General features: G+C 58.3%; 14 protein-coding genes. 13 read left to right on the forward strand and 1 reads right to left on the reverse strand.

Annotated features, from left to right (window positions below; all coding sequences use genetic code 11):
- The first annotated feature begins 241 nt into the window (after positions 1-241).
- The 11 genes from sucC (at position 242) to P1S46_08505 (ending at position 10,452) form a co-directional block, all read left to right on the forward strand.
- Complete coding sequence (gene sucC, locus P1S46_08455) at positions 242-1,411, forward strand: ADP-forming succinate--CoA ligase subunit beta (GenBank protein ID MDF1536515.1); 1,170 nt, start codon at positions 242-244, stop codon at positions 1,409-1,411.
- Complete coding sequence (gene sucD, locus P1S46_08460; GenBank protein MDF1536516.1) at positions 1,411-2,283, forward strand: succinate--CoA ligase subunit alpha; 873 nt, start codon at positions 1,411-1,413, stop codon at positions 2,281-2,283. Before sucC ends, sucD begins: the two co-directional genes overlap by 1 nt.
- A gap of 11 nt (positions 2,284-2,294) precedes the next feature.
- Positions 2,295-2,549 (forward strand): 4Fe-4S binding protein, encoded by a 255-nt coding sequence (locus P1S46_08465; GenBank protein MDF1536517.1) that lies wholly within the window; start codon positions 2,295-2,297, stop codon positions 2,547-2,549.
- On the forward strand, positions 2,549-3,682 hold the full coding sequence (locus P1S46_08470) for a 2-oxoacid:acceptor oxidoreductase subunit alpha (protein ID MDF1536518.1): 1,134 nt from the start codon (positions 2,549-2,551) through the stop codon (positions 3,680-3,682). The genes P1S46_08465 and P1S46_08470 overlap by 1 nt, the downstream gene beginning before the upstream one ends.
- A complete protein-coding gene (locus P1S46_08475; GenBank protein ID MDF1536519.1) occupies positions 3,682-4,497 on the forward strand; it encodes a 2-oxoacid:ferredoxin oxidoreductase subunit beta in 816 nt (271 codons plus the stop codon). The genes P1S46_08470 and P1S46_08475 overlap by 1 nt, the downstream gene beginning before the upstream one ends.
- A gap of 35 nt (positions 4,498-4,532) precedes the next feature.
- Positions 4,533-5,069: a 2-oxoacid:acceptor oxidoreductase family protein gene (locus P1S46_08480; GenBank protein MDF1536520.1), complete on the forward strand. Its 537-nt coding sequence runs from the start codon at positions 4,533-4,535 to the stop codon at positions 5,067-5,069.
- 464 nt (positions 5,070-5,533) lie between these two features.
- A complete protein-coding gene (locus P1S46_08485; protein MDF1536521.1) occupies positions 5,534-6,196 on the forward strand; it encodes a succinate dehydrogenase cytochrome b subunit in 663 nt (220 codons plus the stop codon).
- Between the two features lie 12 nt (positions 6,197-6,208).
- A complete protein-coding gene (locus tag P1S46_08490; protein MDF1536522.1) occupies positions 6,209-8,122 on the forward strand; it encodes a fumarate reductase/succinate dehydrogenase flavoprotein subunit in 1,914 nt (637 codons plus the stop codon).
- Entirely contained in the window at positions 8,122-8,880 is a 759-nt protein-coding gene (locus tag P1S46_08495; GenBank protein MDF1536523.1) for a succinate dehydrogenase/fumarate reductase iron-sulfur subunit, read from the forward strand. Before P1S46_08490 ends, P1S46_08495 begins: the two co-directional genes overlap by 1 nt.
- Before the next feature lie 249 nt (positions 8,881-9,129).
- The gene (locus P1S46_08500; GenBank protein MDF1536524.1) at positions 9,130-9,855 is read left to right on the forward strand and encodes an ankyrin repeat domain-containing protein; all 726 of its coding nucleotides are present in this window, start codon (positions 9,130-9,132) and stop codon (positions 9,853-9,855) included.
- A 102-nt stretch (positions 9,856-9,957) separates the two neighbouring features.
- A complete protein-coding gene (locus tag P1S46_08505; protein MDF1536525.1) occupies positions 9,958-10,452 on the forward strand; it encodes a rubrerythrin family protein in 495 nt (164 codons plus the stop codon).
- Between the two features lie 66 nt (positions 10,453-10,518).
- On the opposite strand, the gene P1S46_08510 is transcribed toward P1S46_08505, so the two are convergent.
- Entirely contained in the window at positions 10,519-11,349 is an 831-nt protein-coding gene (locus P1S46_08510) for a DnaJ domain-containing protein (GenBank protein MDF1536526.1), read from the reverse strand.
- Between the two features lie 515 nt (positions 11,350-11,864).
- Between P1S46_08510 and P1S46_08515 the strand changes: the two genes are divergently transcribed.
- Together P1S46_08515 and P1S46_08520 are read left to right on the forward strand one after the other, a co-directional pair.
- A complete protein-coding gene (locus tag P1S46_08515) occupies positions 11,865-12,596 on the forward strand; it encodes a single-stranded DNA-binding protein (protein ID MDF1536527.1) in 732 nt (243 codons plus the stop codon).
- Between the two features lie 662 nt (positions 12,597-13,258).
- Positions 13,259-13,483: type II toxin-antitoxin system Phd/YefM family antitoxin (locus P1S46_08520; GenBank protein MDF1536528.1), on the forward strand; the 225-nt coding region annotated here is incomplete at its 3' end.

Consider the following 13,483-nt stretch of genomic DNA (forward strand, 5'->3'; position numbering starts at 1 on the left):
GGAAAGGGAAAACGACGCTTTTCCCTTTCCGTGGAGCGAAAAGTCCCGGATTGGACTTTTTGCGACCCTATCAAAATCGGTGCTATGAGCTAGGAACTAGGTGCTAAGGAGATCATACTTGGCACCTAGATCTTAGAACCTAGCTCCTGGCCCGGTCGTACCGGGTCATTTGGAAAGTGGAAGCTTTACAGGAACCCAGACAACCTGGTCGATTGTTGATCGGGCCAACGGAGGTACCCTCATGAAAATCCATGAATATCAGGCCAAGGGGCTCCTCAAGGAGTATGGTATCCCCATACCCGGAGGCAGAGTCGCCACCTCGGCCGACGAGGCAGCTGCCATTGCCGGTGAACTGGGCGGCAAGGTGGTCGTCAAGGCCCAGATCCACGCCGGAGGCCGCGGCAAGGGCGGTGGTGTCAAGGTGGTCGACGGCCCGGACGAGGCGAAAAAGGCAGCCGAGGGAATGCTTGGCAAACCTCTCATCACCATCCAGACAGGACCCGAAGGGCAGGTCGTGGGCAAAGTCCTCGTGGAAGGGGCTGTGGGCATCGCTTCGGAACTCTACCTGGGAATGGTAGTGGACCGGGCCTCGGAGAAGGTCGCCTTCATGGCCAGTACCGAGGGAGGAATGGAGATCGAAAAAGTGGCAGCCGAGACTCCCGAGAAGATCCTCAAGGAGTTTATCAACCCCGGCATGGGCTTAATGCCCTATCAGGCCAGGAACCTGGCCTACGGGCTGGGTCTGGAAGGCAAGACCGCTTCTGCCGCCGCCTCCTTCATCATGAAGCTTTACAGGCTTTTCGTGGAAAAGGACTGCTCCCTGGCTGAGATCAACCCTCTCATCGTGACCAGTGACGGGGATGTCATGGCGCTGGACGCAAAACTCAACTTTGACGACAACGCCGCGTACCGGCACCCGGAACTGGCCGAACTGCGGGACCTGTCCGAGGAGGAGCCCTCCGAGATCGAGGCCTCCGAGCACGGCCTTTCCTATATCAAGCTGGACGGCCAGGTCGGCTGCATGGTCAATGGCGCCGGATTGGCCATGGCTACAATGGATATCATCAAGCTGGCTGGAGGTGAGCCGGCCAACTTCCTGGACGTGGGCGGCGCGGCCAACGAGGAGTCGGTGACCAACGCCTTCAAGATCATCCTTTCCGACAGCAACGTGAAAGCGGTCCTCGTCAACATCTTCGGCGGCATCGTCCGCTGCGACATCGTGGCCCAGGGGGTCATTGCCGCGGCGAAGAACATCGACCTCAAAGTCCCGGTTGTCGTCCGCCTCGAGGGTACCAACGCTGAAGAGGGGCTGAGGCTCATCGAGGAGTCCGGACTCAGGTTCCAAACGGCCAAGGGTCTGAAGGCCGCCGCTGAAAAGGCCGTCGCCGCGGCCGGCAAGGGAGGTGCGTAATGAGCATCCTGGTAAACAGCGATACCCGGATCGTGGTGCAGGGCATCACGGGAAGGGAAGGCACCTTCCACACGAGACAGTGTGTGGCGTACGGTTCGAAGGTCGTGGCCGGGGTGACCCCAGGCAAGGGCGGCCAGGAGATGGACGGCATCCCCGTGTACAACACGGTGGCGAAGGCTGTTGAGGAGCAGAAAGCCAACGCTGCTCTCATCTTCGTGCCGCCTGCCTTCTGCGGCGACGCCATTCTCGAGGCGGCCGAAGCGGGCGTCGACCTGGTGATCTGCATCACCGAGGGGATCCCCACCATAGACATGGTCAAAGCCAAGGAGGCTATTCGCTACCATAACGTGCGTATGGTCGGCCCCAACTGTCCCGGGGTGATCACTCCAGGGGAGTGCAAGATGGGCATCATGCCCGGTTTTATCCACATCCCGGGAGACGTGGGTGTCATTTCCAGAAGCGGGACCCTGACTTACGAGGCGGTGGCCCAGCTAACGGAACTTGGTATCGGCCAGAGTACCTGTATCGGTATCGGCGGCGACCCGATCATCGGCAGCACCTTTATCGATCTCCTCAGGCTTTTCAAGGACGATCCCAAAACCAGCGCTGTGGTGATGATCGGTGAGATCGGCGGCAGCGCTGAAGAGGAGGCGGCGGCCTTTATCAGGGAAGAGGTGAAGAAGCCTGTCGTCTCCTTCATCGCCGGCCAGACGGCGCCTCCCGGCAAGCGCATGGGACACGCCGGAGCCATCATAGCCGGCGGAAAAGGAACGGCTGCCGAAAAGATCAAGGCTCTCGAAGCTGCAGGTGTCACGGTGAGCAAGAGCCCCGCCGACATCGGCGCCAGGATAGCCGAAGTCCTGGGCAGGTAACGGAGGCAAATATGAACAAAGCAAACGCCTGGAATGAGGAGACGGTCGTCGCCGAGCACGAAGGTCGTCAGATCACCGTCATCCCCAGATACTGCAAGGGGTGTGAGATCTGCGTGAAGCTGTGTCCCACATCCACACTGGAGATCAGGGATTTCAAGGTCCACGTTGTCCGCATCGAGGATTGCAACGAATGCACGCTCTGCGAGGTCAGGTGCCCCGACTTCGCCATCGAGGTCGCCGGTTCGGGCAAAAAGGGGAAAAAGTGATGAGTGGAAAAGAAGTATTTTACCAGGGAAATGAAGCCTGCGCGGAGGGGGCGCTTTACGCGGGTTGCCGGTTCTTCGGCGGCTACCCCATCACACCGTCCACCGAGGTGGCAGAGATCCTGTCCCGCCGCCTGCCCAGGCTTGGGGGCGCCTTCATCCAGATGGAAGACGAGATCGCTGCCATGGCTTCGGTCATCGGCGCCTCTCTTGTCGGGAAGAAAAGCCTGACCGCAACCAGCGGTCCCGGGATGTCGCTGAAGCTGGAGAACCTCGGGTTCGCCTGCCTCACCGAGGTTCCATGTGTGATCCTGAACGTCATGAGGGGCGGCCCGAGCACGGGTCTGCCCACCGGCCCCAGCCAGTCTGACGTCATGCAGGCCCGGTGGGGTACACACGGTGACCATCCCGCCATCGTACTGACCCCGGCTTCCGTACAGGAGATCTTCACCGAGACGGTGAGGGCTTTCAACATCTCCGAGCGCCTTCGGACACCGGTGATCCTGCTCACCGACGAGATCATCGGACACATGAGGGAGAAGATCCGCGTCCCCGAAGAGGGTGAGCTGGAGATCTGGGACAGGCCGAGGCCGGATTGTCCCCCGGAAGAGTACAAGCCGTATGACACCAGCAAGGGGATCATCCCCCCCATGGCCGATTTCGGAACCGGTTACCGCTGGCACTGCACCGGCCTGAACCACGACGAGACGGGGTTCCCCACCAACAAGCCCTCCCTGGTCCAGCCGGAGGAGGAGAGGCTGATGGCCAAGGTCACCGAGAACCTGGATATCCTGGAAAGTTACGAGTACACCCAGGCGGAGGGGGCCAGGGTCGGCATCATGGCCTTCGGTTCCAGCGCCCGGTCGGCCAAGGCGGCCATCGCCATGGCGGCCGAAGAGGGGATCGCCGTTGATTTCCTCAGGCCCATCACGCTGTGGCCCTACCCCGCGGCCCCCACCATCGAGATGGCCGGGCGGGTCGACACCATCATCGTCCCCGAGATGAACCTCGGGCAGATGATCGAGGAGGTCCAGCGCTGTATCGAGGGCCGTGCAAGAGTGGCCGGAGTCAACCGCGTGGACGGAGACCCCATTACCCCGGAAAACATCCTCGACAAGATCAGGGAGGTGGCGTGATGTCGTTTGACTACATTAAATATCTGCGGCCCGGCAAGCTCCCTCACATATGGTGCCCGGGCTGCGCTCACGGCACCGTCATGAAGTCCATTATCAGGGGCATCGACAGGGTTGGCCTCGACAAGGACAGGACGGTCATCGTGTCGGGTATCGGCTGCGCGTCGCGGATGCCGGGATACGTGGATTTCAATACGCTGCACACCACCCACGGCCGTTCTCTGGCCTTTGCAACAGGCGTCAAGATGGCCGACCCGAGCCTCAACGTCATCTGTGTCGCCGGTGACGGAGATTCCCTGGCCATCGGGGGCAACCACTTCATCCACGCCTGCCGAAGAAACATCGACATCACCATGGTGGTTTTCAACAACAACATCTACGGCATGACCGGAGGTCAGTTCTCCCCGACCACGCCCCACGGCAAGCTGGCCAGCACGACGCCCTACGGGAACCCGGATTACGCCTTCGATGTGGTCCAGCTGGCCATGGGTGCCGGAGCCACCTACGTATCCAGGAGTACGGCCTACCACGCCATCCCCCTGGAGAGGCAGATCGCAGACGGCATCACCCACAGAGGTTTTTCCGTCATCGATGCTCTGTGCACCTGTCCCACCACTTATGGGAGAAGGAACAAACTGGGGTCTGCCGCCGATATGCTCCTGTGGTTAAAGGACAACACGGTGGGCATCAAGGCGGCCGCAAACCTGCCCGACGAAAAAAAGGAGGGCAAGATCCTTACAGGCGTCTTCCGGCAGGAGGAAAAACCCGAATACTGCGACGAGTACAAGAAGATCATCAAAATGGCCCAGGGAAAATAAAAACCTTTGGTTTTTATTTATAGGAGAAAATAACAATGGCTCAAAGGTATGAAGTGCGTCTCAGCGGATCCGGCGGCCAAGGCCTTGTCCTCGGGGGAGTGATCCTTGCCGAGGCCGTTGCTCTCTACGAGGGGATCAACGCCGTCCAGACACAGTCTTACGGGCCGGAGGCCCGGGGCGGCGCCAGCAAGTCAGAGGTCATCATCTCCGATGGGGATATCGACTATCCCAAGGCGACCAGCATCGACCTGCTTTTGACCCTGACCCAGGAATCGTGTGACAAGTATTACTCAGACCTGAAGGACGGGGGGATAATACTGGCCGACTCCAGGATGGTCACCGATCTTCCGAAAGGGAATTACAAGATCTATCACCTGCCCATCATTGACACGGCCAAGGAGAAAGTGGGCAAGGTCTTTGTGGCCAACATCGTGGCTCTCGGAGCCATTGCCGGCCTGGTGGACAGCGTTTCATACGAGAGTGTTGAAAAGGCTGTCCTCAGCAGGGTTCCGAAAGGTACGGAAGAGATCAACAAACGGGCCTTGAAACTGGGGTACGAACTGGTTGCCTAGCAACGTGCCGGACTTTACCGACACGTTGCGATGAGTTTTTCGAAATGCCCCTTATTTTGGATGTTTTCCTGAAATAATTGGCATTTAGCAGGTGAAATATGATGGCTATCTACCAAATATGCCATATGCTTTTCCGTTTTTCGCTGAATTGCCTTTCGAAAAACTTAAGCCGGGAGTCTGAAACGGATAGTCCGGGCCAGGTTTTTTGCATAATATTTAAACGATATGGAACCACTGGCGGTGGTGCCGTATTGTGTAACTTGACATGACTTTTCACAAGTTCTATACAAACCAGATAAGTTTCTGTTAATAGTCCTGCGCCCTGGTTCATCAGCGGTGCGGATCGCGTGTCCGGCGGGAGCGGTTGTATTAATCGGTTGGAGGGGCTCGCCCGGGTCGTCCGGTGGTTCACACCGGATCAAAGCGGTTTTTCAACATTACTACCCCTCTGAAGGAAAGGTGCCATGTCCTTACTTACGAGTAACGTCGGCAGGAAAGTGCTCATGGCGGTCAGCGGCCTGTTCCTTGTGCTGTTTGCCGTGGCGCACCTCGTCGGAAACTCGACCATCTGGTTGGGTTCCGGCTGGATCAACGCCTACGCGGAGCATCTCCACGGACTCCCCGTCGTGGTCTGGCCGTTCAGAGCCTTCATGCTCTTCATGCTCTGCGTCCACGTCTTTTTCGGCATCACCCTGACCCTGGAAAACTGGGGCGCCAACCCCGGCAAGTACGCGGTCAAGAAACAGCAGAAGATCACCCTTGCCAGCAAGACCATGATCTGGACCGGGCTGGCACTGCTGGTCTTCCTCGTTCTTCACCTGCTTCACTTCACCATCAAGGCCCTTCCCGGTGTGGTTCAGATCATGGACTCCCACGGGAGGCCCGACGTTTACACGATGATGGTTGTCGGCATGTACAATATCCTGCCGGCGGTTCTTTATGTCCTGGCCATGGCTGTTTTGTTCCTCCACACCAGCCACGGCATCGGGAGCATCTTCCAGACTATCGGTCTTAACAACGATAAGACTCTGCCGAGGTTCAACCTGGCCGCCACACTCCTGGCAACGGTTTTCCTCGTCGGTTTCGGTGCGATCCCGGTTTTCATTGCCGCGCACTTTCTGAACTAAGGGGGTCTAAAAGTGATACTCGACGGAAAAAGTCCGACCGGACCCATAGAACAGAGCTGGGACAAACACCGCTTCGACATGAAGCTGGTGAACCCCTCCAACAAGCGTAAATACAAGGTGCTGGTTGTCGGGACCGGTCTTGCCGGAGCCTCGGCGGCCGCCTCCCTGGGGGAACTGGGATACAACGTGGAAGCGTTCTGTTACCAGGATTCCCCGCGACGGGCCCATTCCATAGCCGCACAGGGCGGGATCAACGCCGCCAAGAACTATCCCAACGACGGCGACAGTATCCGGCGGCTCTTTTACGATACCGTAAAGGGCGGCGACTTCAGGGCACGGGAGGCCGATGTGTGGCGCCTGGCCCAGGTGAGCAACGACATCATCGACCAGTGCGTGGCCCAGGGGGTTCCCTTCGCCCGGGATTACGGCGGCTACCTGGACAACCGATCCTTTGGCGGCGCCCAGGTTTCCAGGACCTTCTACGCCAGGGGCCAGACGGGACAGCAGCTTCTTATCGGCGCCTACTCGGCCCTCATGAGGCAGGTCAAGGCCGGCACGGTGAAGATCTACCCCCGCACCGAGATGCTGGACCTGGTCCTCATCGACGGCGAGGCCAAGGGGATCACCATCCGGGACCTTATCACCGGTGAGTACCGCACACATGTCGGCGACGCCGTGATCCTGTGCACCGGCGGCTACGCCAACGTCTACGACCTGTCCACCATGGCCCGTGGCCAGAGCGTCAAGGCCAACTGGGCAGCCCACAAGAAGGGTGCCTTCTTCGCCAACCCCTGCTACACGCAGATACACCCCACCTGTATTCCCCAGGCCGGCGATTACCAGTCCAAGCTCACCCTCATGTCCGAATCGCTGCGCAACGACGGACGTTGCTGGGTTCCCAAGAACCATGGCGATAACCGTGCTCCCGGAGATATCCCCGAGGAGGACAGGGATTACTACCTTGAGAGGAAGTACCCCTCCTTCGGTAACCTGGCTCCCCGAGACATCGCCTCCCGGGCCGCCAAGGAGCAGTGTGACGACGGCCGCGGTGTGGGACCGGGCGGCCGCGGTGTTTATCTTGACTTTGCCGACGCCATCAAAAGGCTGGGAGAAGACACCATACGGGAGCGCTACGGCAACCTTTTCGAGATGTACGAACTCATTACCGCAGAGAACGGCTACAAGGTTCCCATGCGCATCTACCCGGCCCCCCATTACGCCATGGGCGGCCTCTGGGTGGACTACAACTGCATGAGCAACCTTCCGGGGCTGTTCGTCCTGGGCGAGGCCAACTTCTCGGTACACGGTGCCAACAGGCTCGGCGCCAGCGCCCTCATGCAGGGCTTGGCCGATGGTTACTTCGTCATTCCGTACACCATCGCCAACTACCTGGCCCAGACGACACCCGGTATGCTCAAGCAGGACGCTGCCGAGTGCCTGGCCTCCATCGACGAGGCCAAGGGAGTTGTCAATAAACTTCTGTCCATCGATGGAAAACGAACCGTTGCTGATTTCCATCGTGAACTGGGCAAGGTCATGTGGGATTACGCTGGAATGGCACGCAGCGAGGAAAGCCTCACCACGGCTATCGAAAAGATCCCCGCCATCCGTGAGGAGTTCTGGGAGAACGTCAAGGTCCCCGGGACAGGCCAGGAACTCAACCAGCAGCTGGAAAACGCCAACCGGGTCGCCGACTTCATGGAGTTTGCCGAGCTGTTCTGCAGGGATGCCCGTCACAGGAAGGAATCTTGCGGTGGACACTTCAGGGTGGAATACCAGACCGACGACGGTGAGGCTGTACGGGACGATGAGAACTTCTGCTATTCGGCAGGGTGGGAGTTCAAGGGAGTCGGCAACGAGCCCGAGATGCACAAAGAGCCACTTAAGTTCGAGAACGTCGAACTGGCGGTAAGGAGCTATAAATAATGAGCGATCACAAGACGATGACCCTGAAGCTGATCGTCTGGCGACAGAAGGGGCCCGACAAACCTGGCCGCTTCGAGACCTACCTTGCCAAGGGGATCACGGAACACCACTCGTTCCTCGAGATGCTCGACGTTGTCAACGAGGACATCATCAAGGAGGGCCAGGAGCCCATCGTATTTGACCACGACTGCCGGGAGGGGATCTGCGGCGTCTGTTCCCAGGTCATCAACGGCCTGCCACACGGTGGACAGGAGCGAACCACGGTCTGCCAGCTTCACATGCGCAAGTTCAAGGATAATGACACCATCTATATCGAGCCGTGGCGGGCCAGGGCGTTCCCCATTCTCAAGGATCTCATCGTGGACCGCAGTGCCCTGGACAAGATCATAACCGCCGGTGGATTCACCTCGGTTAGAACGGGCGCAGCTGCTGACGGCAACTCCACCCTGGTATCCAAGGAATCTGCCGATTACGCCATGGACGCCGCCGAGTGCATCGGCTGCGGGGCCTGCGTGGCCGCGTGCCCCAACGGGGCAGCCATGCTGTTCACCGGCGCCAAGGTGTCCCAGTTCGCTGCTCTGCCCCAGGGGCAGGTGGAGGCGAAAGAGCGGGTCAACAACATGCTCGAGTCCATGCAGAAGTGCGGGTTCGGCAACTGCACCAACCACTACGAGTGCCAGGCTGCGTGCCCCAAGGGGATCGACGTCAAGTTCATCGCCCGCCTCAACCGGGAATACATCAAAGCCCTCGTGTCCTGATCGAAAGGTCGGCATCTTCGCAAAAAGCCTCTTTGAGCCATTTTGCGGGGCGATTATATCGTTGGCCTGGGAAGATCTTCGATCCAGGAGAAGACTGATCGCAAGGGAAACTGCTGTCGGCAGTGCGTCGGAAACCTCGACATGCTGCCGACAGTTCGTTTAAAACCAATTGCGGATTTCGGGTCCTTGCTTTATCTGCCAAAACAGTTATTTTATCCGTAATGAAGGATAAACAGGAGGTTCCAATGCATGCTTAGAAAAGTAATATTGAATCTGTTGGTTGTGGCCCTTGCCGTAGCGCTCAGCACTCCCGCCATGGCCGGTTACGAGATCTTCACTGCCGCCAACAGGGGTGACGTCGATATGATGGCCGCCCTGATCAGAAAGGATCCCTCCGTTGCCAACAGCAGGAGCAGCGGTGGATTCACCCCCCTGCACCTTGCGGCCATCAACGGTCATGCAAAGGCGGTGGACCTGCTCATCAAAAACGGCGCCGACGTCAATGCCAGGAACCTGGACGGGGCAACCCCTCTTATAAAAGCCGTCCAGGGGCGGCACCACGAAGTGGTGGAGTCCCTGGTCAAGGCCGGAGCCGACGTCAATATCCAGGACGATGCCGGCAACAACGCCCTGTTTTTGGCTGAAATGGAGACGAACAAGGTTATCGCACGGCTCCTGATCAAACACGCCGATGTCAACCTCAGGACGGCGGGGGGAGCTTCCTCCTTGCACATGGCGGCCGCGCGGGATGAGGATGATGTGAAGATCCTTCTGGACAAGGGCGCCGAGATCAACGCCCAGGACAACCGCGGCTGGACGCCCCTTCATTCGGCTGTCTCCAACGGCCAGGTCAATGTGGTGCGGATACTCCTGGAAAAGGGCGCCGATCCAACCCTGAAGAACAAGCGGGATGAGACCGCCCGTGATGTCGCCGAAAAAAAGGGGTTTGAGGAGATAGGGAACCTTTTTGACTGAAAAGCGGTGAAAGGTGAAGCGTGAATCGTGAAGCGTGAATCGTGAATCGTGAAGCGTGAATCGTAAAGAGTGAAACGTGACCGAAGAAGGAGGAAATATCCAATGACCAAAACCGCAAATAACCTTGCAGAAGCTTTCGCCGGCGAGTCCCAGGCCAACCGGAAATACCTCGCCTTTGCCAAAAAAGCAGACCAGGAAGGGCTGACCCAGGTGGCCAGGCTCTTCAGGGCCGCGGCGGCTGCGGAAACGGTCCACGCCCATGCCCACCTCAGGGTCCTCGGGGGGATCAGGAGCACCGAAGAAAACCTCAGGGAGGCCATCGGGGGCGAGACCCACGAGTTCACCGCCATGTATCCGCAAATGATCGAGGGTGCCATCGAAGAAGGCAACAAGGGCGCCCGGATGAGCTTCGAGTTCGCCAACGCGGTGGAAAAGATCCACGCCGAGCTGTACCAGAAAGCGCTGGAGGCGATGGGAGACCTTGCCGGGACCGACTACTATGTCTGTGACGTGTGTGGAAACACGGTTGAGGGGGAAGCGCCCGACAAGTGCCCCATCTGCGGGGTTGATAAAAGTCATTTTATGAAGATCGACTAGGAAAATTCCAAACGGAATAATAAATAGCCCGGGTATTCAACCGGGCTGTTTTCGTTTGGAATTTTCCTAGTCCAGCCTAAACCCTGAACCCTGAACCCAAATCCCCCTCTCAACCCTCCGGTTGTGTTTCTTCAACAGTCCCACCAGGTACTGGATCTCCTCGTCCTCGAGGATTCCGATCTCCTGGAAATATTCACCGATAGGCCGCTGCATCCACTTCTGGAAACCCATCACAGCACTGAACTGGAACCGGGAAAGGTATCCGTGGCGCAGGGCGGCTTCACCGATGCGCTCCCCCGGGGTCCGGAAATCGATGATTTGCCGGATCTCCTCGTCGGTTAGATAGTCCCACATCTTCGCGATCCTGCCGAATGGAGGGCGTTGTCTGCGCTGCCAGGTGATGGCCGAAATGAGAGTCTGCCAGGATACGAGGCCGGCGTAGTAGAGGAACTGGCCGAAGAGGAGGCGGCTCGCGGGGATATCGGCCTCCCAGTAATGGTCTGAGGGGCTGGCACCCTTTTTGGAATGTTCTTCGGTATCGGGCTCCTGATGATGGGTCCCGGCACAGTGTCCGGGGCCTGGTGGGGGAGGGTCGGCCGGCTGTGTAGACCACTCCTGGTGGGTGATCATCGTCAGGGGGATCTGACCGGCGGTGAGAAGCTCCCGAAGGGTTTCGTAGGCCAGTTTGACATCCCTGAACCGTTCGTTGAGGTCCACCGGATCCCGGCCCAGCAGGTTGGCCCTGTCGGGGTGCAGTTCCATGGCCCGACGTCGAAAAGTGCTCTTGAGCTCGTCGAGCTGGAGTGATTCGAGGAGGGCAGGAGGCTGGTGCTGCTCGCCGTAAAGAAGGCGAAGGGCGTAGTTGATCTTCCGTGATGTCCGCGCGGCAACCTGCATGAACCCTCCTGCAAACCGTTAACTGCAACTTGACACTAATGGTATTTTGATAGGATTGGCAAGATTTGTCAAGGGGTTAGGGGGGACCCGAAATCCGAGATTGGTTTTGGCCGGCCTCCGGTCGGGGTGTCTGAGGGGTCTGTTTTTGACCGCCGGTCCTGGTACCTGGACTTTTCGGTATCGACGCCACCCGCCGGCCCCGAAGTCCCGACCAAACGGGCCTTCCTCGCGGATTTCGGGTATTGTTCCCCCCTGCCTGCGGCAGACAGGCTCAGGAACACGTAACCCGCTGTTTTCAGAACCGTCCGCTATGCCACCATGGACACGATGCGGATCCTCCGGCGGATCATCTGGAACAATCCATAATGTCAAGGATGATCTCAAATCTCACATCTCAAACCTCAGAAAACTGCCGCAATTATTGATTGGAACACGGAATTGTTTTGATGTGAGATGTGAGATCTGAGATTCAATAGATCGTGGACCGCTTCCCACATATATCCTATATTGTCAGAATGCCAACCAACGATCTTATCAATATTGCTACCACTTTGAGCGACCAACTCAGGGATCTCGATCTCAGTCCACCGATCAGTTACGTCTACGATCCAACCGACCATGCCCGGGAACCCCTGTCCCGATATTTCCAAAAGTACGGGAACACACCCAGGAAGGTTGTCCTTGTGGGGATGAACCCCGGTCCGTGGGGGATGCTCCAGACGGGCGTGCCCTTCGGGGAGGTCAGCTTCGTGCGGGAGTGGATGGGGATCGATGGAAAGGTCGGACAGCCTGAAACGGTTCATCCAAAACGGCCCATACACGGGTTTTCCTGTACGCGAAGCGAGGTCAGCGGCAAAAGACTCTGGGGGTGGGCCCGGGACCGTTTCCAGACAGCGGACCTGTTTTTCAGGCAGTTCATGGTCGTCAACTACTGTCCCCTGGCTTTCTTCGACGAGGGGGGAAAGAACGTCACACCCGACAAACTGAAAAAGGCCGACAAGGAGCGGCTGTTCCGACTGTGCGATGGAGCGACGAAGCGAACGATCGAACTGCTGAAACCGGAGTTCGTTATCGGGATCGGAAAGTTTGCCTACGACCGATGCACTGCTGCCCTGGATGGGATGGACGTGAAGGTGGGGAGGGTGACCCATCCGAGCCCGGCTAATCCGGCAGCTAATAGAGGCTGGGAAGCTATTATTGAAAAGGAACTACAGGAAATGGGGATACAGCTTCCCAGCCGCGATTAGCTGCTCATGACGCGGGGACGCGGGGACGCGGGGACGCGGGTACAGAGACACGGGGCCATGGTGTCGCGGGAGGGGGAGCATGGGAGCGTGGGTGCATGGGCGACTGAGCGACCGAGCGAGAGGGATAAATAGACGCGGGGACGCGCCTTCGCTGAAGCTTCCGCCGTCGCCTTCGGCTATGGCGTGACAAGACGACGTGACAAGCTGTGGTGAATGCTTTACCGGGACTTGACGGCGCACGCCAGAGCCTCCACCCTATGGTTATCCGCCCTTCTCTGTGATCTCTGTGAACTCTGTGGTGAAATCACGGGCATTGACGGCGTACGCCCGAGCCTTACCACAGGTTAAAGACTTCCTCCGCCTTTCTCCGTCTGCCCTGCCTGCCTTGAGCTTGTCGAAAGGAGCATGTCGCCTGTCCCGAGCCTGTCGAGGGGAAGGGTGACTCCGTAGTGATTCAGCTTTGAGGATCTGGGGTGATACCACCCAGGTACGCATAAACCGGATGAACCGAAAATTGAGATACCATCTAATTCAGTTCAGAGCAGGTAAATTCACGGCAAGTGGAACTTTTTCTGGTGACAGAACTGAATATGGACTATAATTGGTCCTGTCAGCAGCGTGCCGCGAAATCTCGTCAGGCCCGCGGACAGGGAGGAACTTAAGTGAAATACTCAAGTCAGATCAAATCCATCAGCTACCTTAAAGCCAATGCCGCCGAGATAGTGCGCAACCTCGGGGAGAAGCGTGAGCCGCTCATCATCACGCAGAACGGGGAGGCCAAGGTGGTCATTCAGGATGTTCAGAGCTACGACCAGAACCAGGAAACCCTGGCGTTGCTCAAGATCCTGGCCCTCGGCAACCGCCAGGTCGAGGAGGGCCGAGTTCAC

The sequence above is a fragment of the bacterium genome (genome assembly GCA_029210545.1).
Classification (GTDB): domain Bacteria; phylum BMS3Abin14; class BMS3Abin14; order BMS3Abin14; family BMS3Abin14; genus JARGFV01.

What these genes read in the sequence shown, in the direction of transcription:
- sucC (MDF1536515.1), top strand. Translation starts at nt 242, where the DNA reads ATGAAAATCCATGAATATCAGGCCAAGGGGCTCCTCAAGGAGTATGGT.
- sucD (MDF1536516.1), top strand. Translation starts at nt 1,411, where the DNA reads ATGAGCATCCTGGTAAACAGCGATACCCGGATCGTGGTGCAGGGCATC.
- P1S46_08465 (MDF1536517.1), top strand. Translation starts at nt 2,295, where the DNA reads ATGAACAAAGCAAACGCCTGGAATGAGGAGACGGTCGTCGCCGAGCAC.
- P1S46_08470 (MDF1536518.1), top strand. Translation starts at nt 2,549, where the DNA reads ATGAGTGGAAAAGAAGTATTTTACCAGGGAAATGAAGCCTGCGCGGAG.
- P1S46_08475 (MDF1536519.1), top strand. Translation starts at nt 3,682, where the DNA reads ATGTCGTTTGACTACATTAAATATCTGCGGCCCGGCAAGCTCCCTCAC.
- P1S46_08480 (MDF1536520.1), top strand. Translation starts at nt 4,533, where the DNA reads ATGGCTCAAAGGTATGAAGTGCGTCTCAGCGGATCCGGCGGCCAAGGC.
- P1S46_08485 (MDF1536521.1), top strand. Translation starts at nt 5,534, where the DNA reads ATGTCCTTACTTACGAGTAACGTCGGCAGGAAAGTGCTCATGGCGGTC.
- P1S46_08495 (MDF1536523.1), top strand. Translation starts at nt 8,122, where the DNA reads ATGAGCGATCACAAGACGATGACCCTGAAGCTGATCGTCTGGCGACAG.
- P1S46_08500 (MDF1536524.1), top strand. Translation starts at nt 9,130, where the DNA reads ATGCTTAGAAAAGTAATATTGAATCTGTTGGTTGTGGCCCTTGCCGTA.
- P1S46_08505 (MDF1536525.1), top strand. Translation starts at nt 9,958, where the DNA reads ATGACCAAAACCGCAAATAACCTTGCAGAAGCTTTCGCCGGCGAGTCC.
- P1S46_08510 (MDF1536526.1), bottom strand. Translation starts at nt 11,349, where the DNA reads ATGCAGGTTGCCGCGCGGACATCACGGAAGATCAACTACGCCCTTCGC.
- P1S46_08515 (MDF1536527.1), top strand. Translation starts at nt 11,865, where the DNA reads ATGCCAACCAACGATCTTATCAATATTGCTACCACTTTGAGCGACCAA.